At 72.0% G+C, this 14,306-nt stretch carries 13 protein-coding genes; 9 read left to right on the top strand and 4 right to left on the bottom strand.

Going from position 1 to position 14,306, the window contains the following annotated elements:
• The first annotated feature begins 92 nt into the window (after positions 1–92).
• On the top strand, positions 93–1,196 hold the full coding sequence (locus tag FXF51_RS44720) for a LacI family DNA-binding transcriptional regulator (protein ID WP_148440876.1): 1,104 nt from the start codon (positions 93–95) through the stop codon (positions 1,194–1,196).
• Positions 1,197–1,202: 6 nt separating this feature from the next.
• Here the strand turns inward: FXF51_RS44720 and FXF51_RS44715 are convergent, their stop codons facing one another.
• The gene (locus FXF51_RS44715; RefSeq protein ID WP_148440875.1) at positions 1,203–1,856 is read right to left on the bottom strand and encodes a TetR family transcriptional regulator; all 654 of its coding nucleotides are present in this window, start codon (positions 1,854–1,856) and stop codon (positions 1,203–1,205) included.
• An 80-nt stretch (positions 1,857–1,936) separates the two neighbouring features.
• On the opposite strand from FXF51_RS44715, the gene FXF51_RS44710 reads away from it, so the two are divergent.
• From FXF51_RS44710 to FXF51_RS44690, 5 genes are all read left to right on the top strand, one after another.
• Positions 1,937–3,241 (top strand): cytochrome P450, encoded by a 1,305-nt coding sequence (locus FXF51_RS44710; protein ID WP_148440874.1) that lies wholly within the window; start codon positions 1,937–1,939, stop codon positions 3,239–3,241.
• A gap of 79 nt (positions 3,242–3,320) precedes the next feature.
• The gene (locus FXF51_RS44705; protein ID WP_262380249.1) at positions 3,321–4,301 is read left to right on the top strand and encodes an NlpC/P60 family protein; all 981 of its coding nucleotides are present in this window, start codon (positions 3,321–3,323) and stop codon (positions 4,299–4,301) included.
• A gap of 275 nt (positions 4,302–4,576) precedes the next feature.
• A complete protein-coding gene (locus FXF51_RS44700; RefSeq protein WP_187414924.1) occupies positions 4,577–5,383 on the top strand; it encodes an N-acetylmuramoyl-L-alanine amidase in 807 nt (268 codons plus the stop codon).
• 41 nt (positions 5,384–5,424) lie between these two features.
• Positions 5,425–6,723 carry an alpha-glucosidase/alpha-galactosidase gene (locus tag FXF51_RS44695; RefSeq protein ID WP_148440871.1) on the top strand — a complete coding sequence of 433 codons (1,299 nt, stop codon included), beginning with the start codon at positions 5,425–5,427 and terminating at the stop codon, positions 6,721–6,723.
• A gap of 136 nt (positions 6,724–6,859) precedes the next feature.
• A complete protein-coding gene (locus FXF51_RS44690) occupies positions 6,860–7,639 on the top strand; it encodes a DeoR/GlpR family DNA-binding transcription regulator (RefSeq protein ID WP_222871744.1) in 780 nt (259 codons plus the stop codon).
• Position 7,640: 1 nt separating this feature from the next.
• Here FXF51_RS44690 and FXF51_RS44685 read toward each other — a convergent pair whose 3' ends face one another.
• On the bottom strand, positions 7,641–8,912 hold the full coding sequence (locus FXF51_RS44685; protein WP_148440869.1) for an alpha-glucosidase/alpha-galactosidase: 1,272 nt from the start codon (positions 8,910–8,912) through the stop codon (positions 7,641–7,643).
• Entirely contained in the window at positions 8,909–9,895 is a 987-nt protein-coding gene (locus tag FXF51_RS44680; protein WP_222871743.1) for a carbohydrate kinase family protein, read from the bottom strand. The genes FXF51_RS44685 and FXF51_RS44680 overlap by 4 nt, the downstream gene beginning before the upstream one ends.
• Positions 9,896–10,013: 118 nt before the next feature.
• Between FXF51_RS44680 and FXF51_RS44675 the strand changes: the two genes are divergently transcribed.
• The 3 genes from FXF51_RS44675 to FXF51_RS44665 are packed head-to-tail and all read left to right on the top strand — an operon-like array spanning position 10,014 to position 13,074.
• Positions 10,014–11,312: an ABC transporter substrate-binding protein gene (locus FXF51_RS44675; protein ID WP_148440867.1), complete on the top strand. Its 1,299-nt coding sequence runs from the start codon at positions 10,014–10,016 to the stop codon at positions 11,310–11,312.
• Positions 11,313–11,314: 2 nt separating this feature from the next.
• Positions 11,315–12,256 (top strand): carbohydrate ABC transporter permease, encoded by a 942-nt coding sequence (locus tag FXF51_RS44670; RefSeq protein WP_148440866.1) that lies wholly within the window; start codon positions 11,315–11,317, stop codon positions 12,254–12,256.
• On the top strand, positions 12,256–13,074 hold the full coding sequence (locus FXF51_RS44665) for a carbohydrate ABC transporter permease (protein WP_148440865.1): 819 nt from the start codon (positions 12,256–12,258) through the stop codon (positions 13,072–13,074). The genes FXF51_RS44670 and FXF51_RS44665 overlap by 1 nt, the downstream gene beginning before the upstream one ends.
• A 22-nt stretch (positions 13,075–13,096) precedes the next feature.
• Here FXF51_RS44665 and FXF51_RS44660 read toward each other — a convergent pair whose 3' ends face one another.
• Positions 13,097–14,287: a cytochrome P450 gene (locus tag FXF51_RS44660; protein WP_148440864.1), complete on the bottom strand. Its 1,191-nt coding sequence runs from the start codon at positions 14,285–14,287 to the stop codon at positions 13,097–13,099.
• Between the last annotated feature and the right edge of the window lie 19 nt (positions 14,288–14,306).

The raw sequence follows: 14,306 nt of genomic DNA, 5'->3' as shown, positions 1-14,306 counted from the left end.
GGACACCGGTTACGGCAACCGGTTGTTCCTTACGGTGAGAAACCGGTATCTCGACGGGTGGGGACGTGCCGGGCTTTAATGCGGGTGCGGGCATGCGTTCACGCGGAGCGGATGACGGCGAGCGGGACCTGGAGGTGCCGGTGTCCGAGGAGGGCCTGCTCGACGGGGCCGGCGCGCGGCGCGGCAGGCGCGGGCCCCGGCCGGCCGGGCAGGCGACGATCAGCCGCGTCGCCGAGGCGGCCGGGGTCTCGCGGGCGACGGTGTCGCGGGTCATGAACGGCTCGCCGACCGTCAACCCCGAGCTGGCCGCCCGGGTGCGGGCCGCCGCCGAGGCGCTCGACTACGAGCCCAGCGCCGCCGCCCGCCGGCTCGCGCTCGGCCGTACCGGCGCGGTCGCGCTCGTCGTGCCCGACCTGTCCAACCCGCTGTTCCAGAGCGTGCTGCGCGGGCTGAGCCAGGCCGCGGGCAAGGCGGGCCGCCAGCTCCTGGTGGCCGAGTCCGACGAGGACCCGGAGGAGGAGGTGATCCTGGCGCTGGAGGCGCGGCGCAACGCCGACGGGCTGGTGCTGGCCTCGCCGCGGGCGCCGGACGAGCGGCTGCGGGCGCTCGGCGAGAGGCTGGCGCCGTTCGTGCTGGTCTACCGGGAGGTTCCCGGGCTGGACGCGCCGTCCCTGTCGATCGACAACGCCGCCGGCATCGGCGAGGTCGTCGCCCACCTGACCGGGCTCGGGCATCGCCGGCTGGTCTACCTGGCCGGGCCGCCCGGCAGCGCGGGCAACGCCGAGCGGCTCGCCGCGCTGCGTGCCGTGCCCGGTGCCGTGCCCGGGGTGGAGCTGGCCGTGCTGGCGTGCGGGTCGATGTTCGGCCACGGGCACGCCGCCGCCGCGCGGGTGGTGGAGTGCGGGGCCAGCGCGGTGGTCGCCTTCAACGACATGGTGGCCTCGGGCGTGCTGACGGGGCTGCGCGAGCTGGGGGTGCGGGTGCCCGGCGAGGTGTCGGTGACGGGGTTCGACGACATCCCGTTCGCCCGTTACACCACGCCGCCGCTGACCACGGTGTCGATCCCGCAGAACGAGCTGGGGCGGCAGGCGTGGGAGCGGCTGCGGGCGCTGATGAGCGGCGAGGGCGGCGGCTACAACGTGTGTTACCGGCCCCGGCTGCTCGTGCGCGGCAGCACGGGCCCCGCGCCGGGGTGACGGTTCTCAGCGGAGCCGGTGGTCGAGGGCGGGGGCCAGGTCCGTGGTGGACAGGAGCAGCGCGACGACGTAGTCGACGAGGTGGTCGCGGCCGGTGTCCACGTCGCCGCGCAGCCAGGCCGACAGCAGCTCCCACAGGCCGCTCACGACGGTCAGCGCGGTCATCCGCAGGTCGGTCTCGCTGAGCGGCACCTCGTCGAGCAGCTCGCGGGCCTGCTCGATGTAGATGCCCGCCAGCGTCTCGATGATCTGCCTGCGGCGTTCCTGCAGCAGCGCGCTGGCGGGGAACTCGTAGGCCAGGACGCGGGCCCTGCGCTGGTCGGCGGCCAGGAAGTCGACGATGGCGCTCACCACGGCGGCGGCGCGCGGCCGCAGGCGGCGCGGGGCCTTCGCGGCGACGGCGGTGATCAGGCCGGTGGCCTGCGCGGCCTGGTCGTCGACCACGGCCAGCAGCAGCGCGTCGAGGTCGGTGAAGCTCTCGTGGAAGTAGCGGTCGTTCAGGCCGGCCCGCGCGCACACGCCCCGCACGGTGGCGGCGGCCCAGCCGCCGGTGCCCAGCACGTCGAGGCCGGCCTCCAGCAGCGCCGCCCGCCGCCGGGCGCGCCGCTGCTCGGCGGGCTCGCCGCGGTAGGGGCGCACGGAGGTTCTGTGGGGCGTCATGTTCCCGATTGTGCCGCAGGTCTTGACGCGTCCGGCAAATCTGGTGATGGTAAACACCAGATTCGGAAGGCGGTGGACGCATGGCGACGGACAACCGTTCGGCCCTCACCCTGAGGGACGTCGACCTGAGCGACCTGCGGTTCTGGGAGCGTTCCGAGCAGGAGCGGGCGCGCGCGTTCGCCTTACTGCGGGCAGAGCCCGGCCTGCGGCGGTTCGCCATGCCGAAGGTGCCGTTCCTGCGGCGGGACCCGGGCGCGTGGGCGCTGGTGCGCCACGCCGACGTGGTGGAGGCCAGCCGCCATCCCGAGGTGTTCAGCAGCGAGCCCAGCGCCACCAGCCCGGCCGACCTGCCGGGCTGGATGGACGGCTATTTCAACTCCATGATCGACATGGACGATCCGCGGCACGCCAAGATCCGCCGCATCGTCTCCCGCGCGTTCACGCCGAAGACGCTGGCCAAGACCGAGGACGACATCGCCAGCCGGGCGCGCCGCATCGTCGACGACCTGATCGCCGGCGGGCCCGGCGACTTCGTCTCGCGGGTGGCGACGCGGCTGCCGGTCGAGGTGATCTGCGACATGCTCGGCATCCCGCCGCACCAGCACGAGAGCGTCGTCCGCCTGACGAACATCGTCGTCGGCTACACCGACCCCGAGTACGTCGGCCGTCCCGTGGACTACGCCGGCGGCACCCCCAGGGTCGGCCGCCTGCGCACCGCCCGCCTGCTGGCCACGGTGTCGCTGGCGGGCTGGCGGCTGCACCGGCTGGCCGCCGAGCTGGGCAGGAAGCGCCGCGCCGCGCCGACGGGCGACCTGACCTCCGCCCTGGTCAACGCCAACATCGACGGCGAACGGCTGAGCCCGCGCGAGTTCGGCGCGTTCTTCCTGCTGCTGGTCGTGGCGGGGAACGAGACCACCCGCACGGCGCTCGCCCACGGCCTGAAACTGCTCACCGACCATCCGGACCAGCGCCGGCTGCTGCTGTCCGACTTCGACGCGCGCATCGGCGGGGCCGTGGAGGAGATCGTCCGGCACAGCACGCCGGTGATCTTCATGCGCCGCAACGTCACCCGCGACCACGACCTGAACGGGCACCGGTTGCGGGCGGGCGAGCGGGTGACGCTCTGGTACGCCTCCGCCAACAGGGACGAGAGCGTCTTCGCCGACCCCGACGCGTTCGACATCACCCGCTCCCCCAACCCGCACGTGGGGTTCGGCGGGCCGGGGCCGCACTTCTGCCTGGGGGCGAACCTGGCGCGGCGGGAGATCACGGTGATGTTGCGTGAGCTGTTCGGGCGGCTGCCGGACATCCGCGCGGACGAGCCGGACCGGCTGCTGTCCAGCTTCATCAACGGCTGCAAACGGCTGCCCTGCACGTTCTCCTGACACCCGGGCCTTCTGACACTGAACATTCCCGGCGATTTCCCCGTACCTCCTGATGGAACGGCGCGAAGGAGGCGGACGGGTGACGGTGTCGGCGAGGCTCGCACGGGCGGCGGCTGCCGCGGCCCTGACCGTGACCGTTCCGGCCGTCGTGCCGGGCGCGGCCTGGGCCGACCCGTCCCCCGCCCAGGTCAGAGCGCGGCTGGTGAAGCTGAACGAGCGGGCCGACCAGCTCGTCGAGCGCTACAACCAGGCCACGGAGGCCTACCGCAAGGCCAGGACGAAGTACCGGGCGCTGGACGCCGAGCTGACCGCCAAGGGCGAGCAGGTGGCGGAGCTGCGGGATGAGCTGGCCGCGATCGCTGTGCACAACTACCAGTTCGGCCCGTCGATGGGCTGGCAGCGGCTGGCCGTCGGCGGGCCGCCCGAGGCGATGCTCAGCGGCATGGCCTCCCTCGACCAGATGGCCCAGGACCGGGCGGCGCGGATCGCGGCGTTCGAGGCGGCCACCAAGGGGTTGCGGGAGCGGCGCGACCAGGCCAAGGGCGCGCTGGCCGAGGCCGAGCAGGCGCGCGACGACGTGCGCGGGAAGCAGGAGGAGGTGGACGACCTGGTCGAGCAGCAGACGAAGCTGCTGCGCCGGCTGGGCGCCTACCGGACCGGCAACCCGCGCGGCACCGGCCTCACCTACACCGGCCCCGCCTCCGGCAACGCGCGCGAGGCGCTGCAGTTCGCCTTCGCGCAGGTCGGCAAGCCGTACCGGTACGGCGGCACCGGGCCGGGCTCCTTCGACTGCTCGGGCCTGACGCAGGCGGCCTGGCGGGCGGCCGGGGTGTCGCTGCCGCGCACCACGTACACGCAGTGGGCGTGGGGCGCCGGCCGGCGGGTGCCCCTGGACCAGGTGCAGCCCGGCGACCTGCTGTTCAGCAAGGGCCTGGGGCACATGGGCATGTACGCGGGCGACGGCAGGATGGTGCACGCGCCGCAGACCGGCGACGTCATCAAGGTGGTCGCTCTCGACGACTACTGGCGGGGGCGGCTCGTCGGCGCCATCCGGCCGTGAGGATCCCCCTCGCCGCGTCGTTGTGAGCGGACGCTGACCTCCGGGTATAGACATCGGGGACCCCCGCCCCGCCACCGGTGCCCGATTGCCCCGATTCTCCGAATCTCCCGGTCGCGTACGGGTACGGCATGGTAATGATCTGTAAGCACCTGCCGCGCGTGGCGGGAGCCCTGGTCATCCGCCCGCCCGGCGGTGATCACGGACAGCAACTCGATGACTACTCGTCGTCGATCGAAGGGTGTGAGACTCATCCAGACGCAAGACGGAGGTGCACGATGCCGTATCTGACCCAGCTCGCCGACGTCGCCCGCCGCACGGGCCATCCGGTGACCGAGGTGGCCGGGTGGCGGAGCCGGGGGCACGGGCCGCAGCCCGAGGTGCAGGGCATCGTCTGCCACCACACCGCCGGCCCCGCCGGTGGCGGTGACTACCCCTCCCTGGCTGTGGTGCGTGACGGCCGTCCCGGGCTGTCGGGGCCGCTGTCGCAGTTCGGGCTCGGCCGGTCGGGCCGCATCTACGTCATCGCGGCCGGGCGTTGCTGGCACAACGCCCCCTCGACCTCGCCGCTGCACGACAACTCCAGCTCCATCGGCATCGAGGCCGAGAACAACGGCTCGCAGCCGTGGCCGGAGGTGCAGCTCGACGCCTACCGGCGGCTGTGCGCGGAGCTGTGCCGCGAGTTCGGGCTGGGCGCCTCGCGGGTCAGGGCCCACCGGGAGGTCAACACCGCCAAGCCCGACCCCCACTCCATCGACATGACCGACTTCCGGGCGGCCGTCGCCGCCCTCATCGCCGGCGCGCCCGGCCCATCCTGGACGGAGGAGATCATGAAGGAACTGCCGCTGGTCCGGCTCGGCGACGACAACTACGACGTCAAGACCGTCAGGGGTTGCCTGTTCGCGCGGGGGCACGTGCCGCCCGCCGCCTACGCCGGGGTGCAGGACGGGCTGGAGGGCTGGCTGAAGTCCACCCGCTGCGACGACGGGCTGGTGGCGCTGGTGCGGGGCTTCCAGCAGGCCGAGGGCATCGAGGCGGACGGCCTGGTCGGGCCGCTCACCTGGGGGCCGCTGCTGCGCGTCTGAGCGGGCGCCCAGCGTCGGACGGGGCGTGGGATACTGCGGGAATGGCGCGGATCGTCTTCATCGGGGCCGGTGACGTGGAGCTGACGCGCCGCGTCCTGTCCGCCCTGATGCTCGCCCCTGCCCTGCGCGGCGAGCTGGAGGTCGTGCTGCACGACGACGACCCCGGCAGGCTGGCCACGGCCGGGACGCTGGTGCGGGCGCTCGACGCCGAGGCGGGCGCGGAGGCGAAGATCCGCAGCGTGTTCGACCGGCGGCAGGCGCTCGAGGGGGCCGACTTCGTGGTCGCCCACCTCGACGTCGGCGGCTTCGAGGCCACGCTGCGCGACTTCGAGATCCCCCACCGGTACGGCCTGCGCCAGACCATCGGCGACACGATCGGGATCGGCGGCGTCTTCCGCGGGCTGCGCACGATCCCGGTGCTGGTGGAGCTGGCCGCGCAGATGGCCGAGGTGTGCCCGCAGGCGTGGCTGCTGAGCCTGAGCGACCCGATGGCGATGACCGGGCAGGCGGTGCACGAGGCCACCGGGTTCGAACGGTTCGCCGGGCTGTGCCACGCGGTGTGCGACACGCATGCCTACCTGGCCGACCTCGTCGGCCGCGACGAGGACGAGATCACCTTCCTCAGCGCCGGGCTCAACCACCAGTCGTTCGTGCTGCGCTTCGAGGCGGGCGGCCGCTCGCTCTACCCCGAGCTGGACGCGGTGATCGCCGCCGACGCCCAGTTGCGCAGGCACGTGCGGGTCGAGCTGTACCGCACCTTCGGCCGCTTCCCGACGATGTCGAGCGAGCACGCCGCCGAGTACGTGCCGTGGATCATGCGCCACCCCGAGGAGACCGCCAGGCTGGGCGTGCCGGTCGAGGAGTACCTGCGGCGCGTCGGCCAGAGCCTGCACCTGTACGAGGAGACCCGGCGGGCCCTGTCCGCCGGCCACAAGCTGCTCATCCGGTGGCAGCACCAGGAGCCCGCCGCGGCGATGATCCTGGCGCTGCTGACCGGCGAGGAGAAGGAGATCTACGTCAACGTGGCCAACCGCGGCCTGATCGGCAACCTGCCCGCGCAGGCGTGTGTGGAGGTGCCCGCCCTGGTCGGCGCCGCCGGGGTGCGCCCGCGGGCCGTGGGCGACCTGCCCGTGCAGCTCGCCGCGCTCAACCGGACGTTCCTGAACGTGGTCGAGCTGACCGTGCGTGCGGTGCTCGACGGGGAGCGGGCGCACATCTACCGGGCCGCGATGCTCGACCCGAACACGGCGGCCACGCTGCCGCTGCCCGCGATCGAGGCGCTCTGCGACGAACTGATCGAGGCGCACGGCGACCTGCTGCCCGCGGCGGTCCGCCGGTGAGCGCGCCGACGGCGACGGGAGGCCGCGATGAGCGAGCCGGAACCGTCGGGGGTCCGATGGCGACGGGAGGCCGCGATGAGCGAGCCGGAACCGTCGGGGGTCCGATGGCGGCGGGGGGCCGCCGATGAGTGAGTCGATGCCGACGGAGGTCCGTCGCGAGCGCATGCTGGCGTTGCTGACCGAGCAGGAGTTCGCCAGGGTCGCGGAGCTGGCCGAGGCGTTCGGGGTGTCCAGCGTGACGGTCAGGGCCGACCTCGACGCGCTGGAGGAGCAGGGCAAGGTGCGCCGGGTGCGTGGCGGCGCCGTGTCGGCCGGGCCCGCGCCGCACGTCGAGGCGTCGTTCGAGCTGTCGCTGGGCACGGCGGCGGTGGAGAAGTCGTCCATCGCCAAGGTGGCCGCCCGGCTGGTCGGCTCGGGCGAGAGCGTCCTGATGGGGGCGGGCACGACCACGACCTACGTGGCCAGGGAGCTGGTGGCGCGCCCCGACCTGACCGAGGTGACGGTGTTCACCAACGGGCTGCGCACGGCGCTGGAGCTGGAGCCCGCGCTGCCCCGCATCTCGGTCGTGGTGACCGGCGGCAGCCTGCGGCGGCAACAGCACTCGCTGGTCGATCCGCTGGGCGGCAAGCTGCTGGAGGGCATCCGCGCGCACACCGTCATCCTGGGGTGCGGCGGGGTGGACGCGGCGGGCGGGGTGACGAACGTGAGCCTGCCCGACGCGGAGATGAAGCAGCGCATGTTGCGCGCCGCGACCAGGAAGATCCTGGTCGCGGACGCGTCCAAACTGGGCGTGGTGGAGATGGCGCCGATCTGCGCGGTCGGCGAGATCGACCTGCTGATCACGGGCGAGTCGGCCGATCCCGAGTGCGTGGCCGCGCTGCGGGACAAGGGGCTGGCGGTCGAGATCGCCCGCTGAGCTAGTGGGCCCGCAGCGCTTGCGGGAGGAGGTCGCCGTGGGCGCGGGTGAGGTCGTCGGCCATCCGCCAGATGTCGTCCACGGTGAGTGAGGCGGCCGTGTTCGGGTCGACCATCAGCGCGTGCCTGACGTGGCGGGGGTCGCCTTCGAGCGCGGCCCGCACCGTCAGCTCGTTGACGCTCACGTACGTCCTGTTCAGCGCCGCGCACTGCGGGGGCAGCGCGCCGACCGCGGTGGGCCGCACGCCGGTGGCGTCCACCACGCACGGCACCTCCACCACGCAGCCCTGCGGCAGGTTGGAGATGAGCCCGTCGTTGACGACGTTGCCGTAGACGACGCGGGGCGTGCCGGTGACGACGCTGTGGATGATCTGCGGCGCGTACTCGTCGGTGCCGGCGATGTCGAGCTCGCCGCCGCCCCGGACCAGGTCGCGGGTCCGCTTGTACTCGGCCAGGTTCTCCTCGCTGACGCGCAGGTACTCCCCCACCGGGATGCGCAGCCGGTCCAGCTCGGAGTCGTGGTGCATCAGCCACGGCACGTACTCGGCCGAGTGCTCGCTGGTCTCCGTCGGGTAGTAGCCGAGCCGCCGGTACATGTCGATCCGCACCCGCCGCCGGAGCTGCGGGTCGTCCACGTCGAGGCGCGGGTAGAGGTCCTCGCCGTCGCGTTCGAAGCGCAGCACCCACGCCTGGTGGTTGACGCCGGCGGCGACGTAGGAGACCTCCTCGTACGGCACCGAGACGAGGTCGGCCAGGCCGCGCATCGTCCAGTACACCGAGTGGCACAGGCCGACGACGTTGCGCACCTTGCCCGACAGGTACCAGACGTTCATCGCCATCGGGTTGGTGTAGTTGAGCAGCAGCGTGTCGGGGCAGACGGCGGCGATGTCGTCGGCCAGCGCGTCGAGCAGCGGGAAGGTGCGCAGGGCGCGGAAGACGCCGCCGGTGCCGATGGTGTCGGCGATGGTCTGGCGCAGGCCGTACCTGGCGGGGATGTCGAAGTCGATGACGGTGGCGTCGTACCCGCCGACCTGCACCATGTTGATGACGAAGTCGGCGCCCTCGAGCGCCTCGCGGCGGTCGAGGTGGGCGGTGACGGTGGCGTTGTCACCGGTGATGCGGCGGGCGACGGCCTCGGCCACCTGGAGGCGTTCCGGGTCGATGTCGTGCAGGGCGATGCGCATGCCGCGCAGCTCGGGGAACTTGACGAGGTCGGCGAGGAGCCCGTGGGTGAAGACGACGCTTCCCGCCCCGACGAACACGATCTTCTTCATGAGGTGGCTTCCTCCCAGGTGGGCTGCGCCGCGGTGCCCCCGGCGGCGCGGGTGGAAAGGGTGCCGCAGGTCACGGCTACCGACATGCTCCGGCTCAGTGGCAGGCCGCGCAGGAGGGCGGCGAGCAGGCCCGCGTTGAAGCTGTCCCCGGCGCCTACGGCGTCCACGACGGTGGCGGGGCGGGCGGGGACCTCGATCAGCTCGCCGTCGGCGAAGGCCAGGGCGCCGTGCGCGCCGCGTTTGACCACGGGGAGGGTGCCGTGGGCGGCCAGTTCCTTGACGGCGCGTTCGAGGTCGGCGTCGTCCCGGTCCGCCCCGCCCAGCGTGACGTCCATCCCCGTGCCTGCGCCTGCACCTGCGTCCGAGACGGCGCGGGCGATGGCGAAGGCCTCGTTCTCGTTGGGGAGCAGGACGTCGGTGACGGGCAGCACGTCCGCCAGCCCCGCCCACCGGCCCGCCGGGTCGTCGTTGGTGTCGAGGGACGTGGACGCCCCCGCGGCCCTGGCCATGCCGAACAGCCCGGCCAGCCCCTGGGCCAGCAGCGGCTGCAGGAAGTACGACGAGACGTGCACGTGCGCGGCACGTTCGAGCAGGGCGGGCGGCACGTCGGTGGCGGCGAGCCGGTCGAGGCAGCCCGCGGCGGTGAGGATGGCGCGGTCGTCGCCGTCCACCAGGACGACGGTCATGGCGGTGGGGACGGCGGGGTCGACGACGCAGGCCGAGACGTCCACGCCGCCGGAGCGCAGGGCGTCCAGGACGAAGGTGCCCGCGGGGTCGTCCCCGACCCGTCCGGCGAACGCGGTGCGCAGCCCGAGCCGGGCGGCGCCGTACGCGGTGATCGCGCCGGAGCCGCCGAGCACCAGGCCGGCGGCGGGGACGAGTTGCTCGCGCTGGCCGAACTCGGGATGGCGAGGCGAACCGGACACGATCACGTCCGGGTTGGCGTCGCCCACGACAAGGAGGTCGAAGGTCGTTCTGGACACCACGGCACAGTCGCAGGAGTTGTGAAAGGTTGTCAACCCTTGCGCTTTTTCGAAGGTATTGACAAGACTTCGAAAGTAGCCATGATGGGCTCCAACATTCCGGGAGGGAGCATCCACAGTGCGAAGAAGAACCGTGGCGGCCCTGGTCACGGCGATCATCCTGGCGGCCTCCGGCTGCGGGGGACCGTCCCAGGAGGGCGCCAAGACCGTGGACCCACAGGCGAAGGTGAAGCTCACGTGGTGGTCGGGGCAGACCTCCGACGCGCAGAAGATCCTGGAGGGGCTGGCGGCCAAGTTCACCCAGCAGCATCCCAACGTCACCATCGAGGTCACCTCGGGCGCGTCCACCACCGACGAGTTGCTGCAGAAGCTGTCAGCGGGCTTCGCAAGCGGCGTGTATCCCGATATTTCCTATGCTTTCGGTAGTTGGGCGTCTCAGCTTCAGGAGTCCGGCAAGACCCTCGACCTGACCGGGAAGGTCAAGGACCCGGCGGTCGGGTGGAGCGAGTTCCCCGAGTCGGCCCGCACCACCGCCACGCCCAACGGCCAGGTCATCGGCTTCCCCGCGCTGGTGGACAACCTCTCCCTGCTCTACAACAAGAAGCTCTTCGACGCCGGGAACGTGCCGTACCCGACCGACGAGTGGACCTGGGACGACTTCAGGGCGGCGGCCAAGAAGCTCACCGACCCGGCGGAGAAGATCTACGGCACCGCGTACTCGGTGAGCGCCTCCGAGGACACCACCTGGCACTTCTGGCCGCTGCTGTGGCAGCGCGGCGGCGCCATCCTGTCGCAGGACGGCAAGCAGGCCGCGTTCAACTCGCAGGCGGGCGTGGACGCGCTGGAGTTCCTGCGCGCGATGGCCGTGGACGACAAGAGCGTCTACCTCGACCAGACCGACGAGCGCTACGCGCCGCTGTTCGGCGACGGCCGGATCGCGATGATCATCAACGGGCCGTGGTCGCTGCTGGAGCTGAAGCAGAAGAAGACCGACTACGGCGTGGCGTTCCTGCCCGGCCACAACGGCGACCACCAGACGGTCTCCGGCCCCGACCTGTGGACGCTGTTCGACAACGGCGATGCCAACCGCGCCTACTGGTCGTTCGAGCTGATGAAGTGGCTCACCTCGGCCGAGGGCGACGCCCAGTGGAACCTCGCCCAGGGCAACCTGCCGCTGCGCGCCTCGGAGAAGTCGCTGCCGGAATACCAGACCTTCGTCAAGGAGTACCCGGGCGTCGAGAAGATCGTCGCCAACCTGGCCAACGCCAAGCAGGCCAGGCCCACGATCAGCGGGTACGTCGAGATGTCGCGCTACGTCGGCGAGGCCATCGCCAAGGCGCTGCAGGGCGCGGCCACGCCGAAGGCGGCGCTGGACGAGGCCGCCGCCAAGTCCCGCCAGGCGCTGGCCGGGGGCTGACGATGTCGCTGCTGTTCGCCGGGCGGCGCCAGGCCGCCGCCCCCCGCGCGGCGGTCCCGTCCGGCCGGCTGCGGTGGCTGCACCGCAGCCTGGTCGGATGGGGGTTCGCGGGGCCCGCCACCGCGCTCGTGGTCGGGCTGTCGATCTTCCCGGCGGTGTGGGCGTTCCTCATCTCCCTGCAGAAGTGGAACGGCATCGCCCCCGCCAAGCCCATCGGCCTGCTGAACTACCAGCTCATGCTGGAGGACCCCGACTTGTTCGCGGCGGTGCGGCACACGATCGTGTTCACGGTGCTGTTCGTGCCGTCGTCGATCTTCCTGGGCATGCTCGTCGCCGTCGCGCTCAACCGGCCGATCAAGCTGGTCGGCTTCTACCGTACGTGCATCTTCATCCCGTTCGTCGCGTCGGCGGCGGCGACCGGCATCCTGGCCAGCTTCGTCTTCAACCCCCAGTACGGCGCCGCCAACAGCGTGCTGCGCACGCTGGGCCTGCCGCAGCAGCAGTTCCTGGAGAGCCAGTCGCAGGCGCTCCCGGTGATCTGCCTGATCGCGCTGTGGGGGCAGGTCGGCTTCACCGTGGTCGTGTACCTGGCCGCGCTGCAGGACATCCCGAAGGACGTGGTGGAGGCGGCCAGGATGGACGGCGCCGGCCGCTGGCGGGTCTTCCGGCACGTCACGCTGCCCGCGCTCGGGCCTGTCACGGTGTTCACCGCCATCTGGCAGACGATCACCGCGTTGCAGCTCTTCGACCTGGTCTTCACCACGACCAGGGGCGGCCCGCTGGGGGCGACGCAGACGATCGTGTACTACGTCTACGTCCAGGCGTTCAAGCTCACCAAGTTCGGCTACGGCTCGGCCGTCGCCTACGGGCTGTTCGCCGCCACCCTGCTCATCACCGTCGGGATGATCGTCTACTCCCGGCGCAGCAAGATCGAGGCCTTCTGATGAGACGTCTGCCGTTCAGCCCCTGGCACCTGCTGCTGATGCCGCTCGCCCTGCTGTTCGCGCTGCCTCTGGTGCAGATGGTGCTGACCGCGTTCATGCCGGACGGCGACATCAACCGCTTCCCGCCCCGGATCATCCCCAGCCGGCTGCAGCTCGACGGCTTCATCGGCCTGTTCACCGAGTCGCAGGCGCTGCGCTGGCTGCTGAACACCGTCGTGGTGTCCGCGATCGCGGTGCTGTCGCAGCTCGTGCTCTGCTCGATGGCCGGGTACGGCTTCGCCCGGCTGAAGTTCTTCGGCAGGAACGCCGGGTTCCTGATGATCCTGGCGACCATCATGATCCCGACGCAGCTCCTGATGATCCCGACGTACGTGATGTTCACCCGCGTCGGCCTGATCGACACCCTGGCGGCGGCGTTCGTGCCGTGGCTGGCGTCGGCGTTCGGGATCTTCCTGATGCGGCAGTTCTTCCTGTCGCTGCCGGGCGAACTGGAGGACGCCGCCCGCATCGACGGGTGCGGCACGTTCGGCGTGTTCTGGCGGGTGGTGCTGCCGCTGGCCAGGCCCGCGCTGGCGACGCTGACCGTGTTCACGCTGCTCGGCTCGTGGAACGACCTGGTCTGGCCGCTGGTCGCGATCAGCGACGAGAGCCTGTACACGATCCAGCTCGGGCTGGCCAACTTCCAGGGCACCCGGCACACGCAGTGGTCGCTGCTCATGGCCGGGAACGTGGTCGCCACGATGCCGCTCATCATCGCCTTCGTGCTGGCGCAGCGGCAGTTCGTGGCGACCATGACGTTCAGCGGGTTGAAAGGCTGAGCCTCACCAGGTCACGCGCGTCTTACCAGGTCACGTGCAGGGACGTCAGCCCGTACACGACGTTCATGGCCCGGAACGCGGGCGGCGGCCCGGCCTCGCGCAGGCCGGGGAAGCGCTCGAACAGGGCGCCGAAGGCGATCTGCATCTCCATCCTGGCCAGCGGCGCGCCCAGGCAGTGGTGCACGCCGTGGCCGAAGGCCAGGTGCCCCAGGTCGCCGCGGCCCAGGTCGAGCCGGTCGGGGTCGGCCACCAGCGCGGGGTCGCGGTTGGCGGCGGGCAGCGCGACCACCACCAGCGCGTCCGCCGGGATGCGCACTCCCGACAGCTCGACCTCGGTCGTGGTGCTCTTGAACGTGCCGTTGTGCACGATGCTGAGCCAGCGCAGCAGCTCCTCCACGGCGGCTGCGACGCGCTCCGGCTCCTTCCTGAGCTGGTCGAGCTGCTCGGGATGGCGCAGCAGGGCCAGGGTGCCGAGGGCGAGCATGTTGGAGGTGGTCTCGTGGCCCGCCACCAGCAGCAGGCTGCCGATGCCGATCAGCTCGGCGGTGGACAGGTCGTCGCCGTGCTCGCGCACCAGCATGCCGAGCAGGTCGTCGCCCGGGTCCGCCTGGGCGCGGCCGACCAGCTCGGCCATGTAGGCGCGGGCGGCCTCGCGGATCGGGGTGCGCTCCTTCAGCGACAGCGACAGGTCCAGCAGCCTCGACGTGCGCTGCTGGAACTCCTCGCGGTCCTCGTACGGCACGCCGAGCAGCTCGCAGATCACCAGGGACGGGATCGGCAGCGCGAACGAGGCCACCAGATCGGCCGGCGGCCCCGCGGCCTCCATGGCGTCGAGGTGCCCGGCCACGATGTCCCTGATGCGCGGCTCCATCCGGCGCATGCGGCGCATGGTGAACTCCGGCGTCAGCATCCGCCGCAGCCGGGTGTGCTCGGGCGGGTCGAAGAGCAGCAGATGGCCCGCCCGCTGCGCCTCCACCTGCTCCCTGGGCATGTCGGGCGCGCCCGGCGGGAGCGGCTGGCGCGCGTTGCTGAACCGCGCCGGGTCGCCGAGCACCTCCCTGACGTCGGAGAACCTGGTCACCATCCACACGTCCGCCCCGAACGGGGTGGCGACGCGCCGCACGCCCTCCTGCTCGCGCACCCGCACGAGCTCGGCGTCCGGGTCGAAGAGGGAGCGGCGCATGTAGAGGGGAAGTGTCGCGGAATCGCTCATGTCATCTCCCGAGGGGATC

Source organism: Nonomuraea sp. PA05 (assembly GCF_008086045.1).
GTDB classification, from domain to species: Bacteria; Actinomycetota; Actinomycetes; order Streptosporangiales; family Streptosporangiaceae; genus Nonomuraea; species Nonomuraea monospora.
This window is presented reverse-complemented; position numbering and strand designations above follow the sequence as displayed.

Excerpts from the sequence above, each read along its gene's own strand:
- FXF51_RS44700 (WP_187414924.1), top strand. The coding sequence starts at position 4,577 with ATGCCGTATCTGACCCAGCTCGCCGACGTCGCCCGCCGCACGGGCCAT.
- FXF51_RS44690 (WP_222871744.1), top strand. The coding sequence starts at position 6,860 with ATGCCGACGGAGGTCCGTCGCGAGCGCATGCTGGCGTTGCTGACCGAG.
- FXF51_RS44685 (WP_148440869.1), bottom strand. The coding sequence starts at position 8,912 with ATGAAGAAGATCGTGTTCGTCGGGGCGGGAAGCGTCGTCTTCACCCAC.
- FXF51_RS44695 (WP_148440871.1), top strand. The coding sequence starts at position 5,425 with ATGGCGCGGATCGTCTTCATCGGGGCCGGTGACGTGGAGCTGACGCGC.
- FXF51_RS44660 (WP_148440864.1), bottom strand. The coding sequence starts at position 14,287 with ATGAGCGATTCCGCGACACTTCCCCTCTACATGCGCCGCTCCCTCTTC.
- FXF51_RS44670 (WP_148440866.1), top strand. The coding sequence starts at position 11,315 with ATGTCGCTGCTGTTCGCCGGGCGGCGCCAGGCCGCCGCCCCCCGCGCG.
- FXF51_RS44665 (WP_148440865.1), top strand. The coding sequence starts at position 12,256 with ATGAGACGTCTGCCGTTCAGCCCCTGGCACCTGCTGCTGATGCCGCTC.
- FXF51_RS44710 (WP_148440874.1), top strand. The coding sequence starts at position 1,937 with ATGGCGACGGACAACCGTTCGGCCCTCACCCTGAGGGACGTCGACCTG.
- FXF51_RS44720 (WP_148440876.1), top strand. The coding sequence starts at position 93 with ATGCGTTCACGCGGAGCGGATGACGGCGAGCGGGACCTGGAGGTGCCG.
- FXF51_RS44715 (WP_148440875.1), bottom strand. The coding sequence starts at position 1,856 with ATGACGCCCCACAGAACCTCCGTGCGCCCCTACCGCGGCGAGCCCGCC.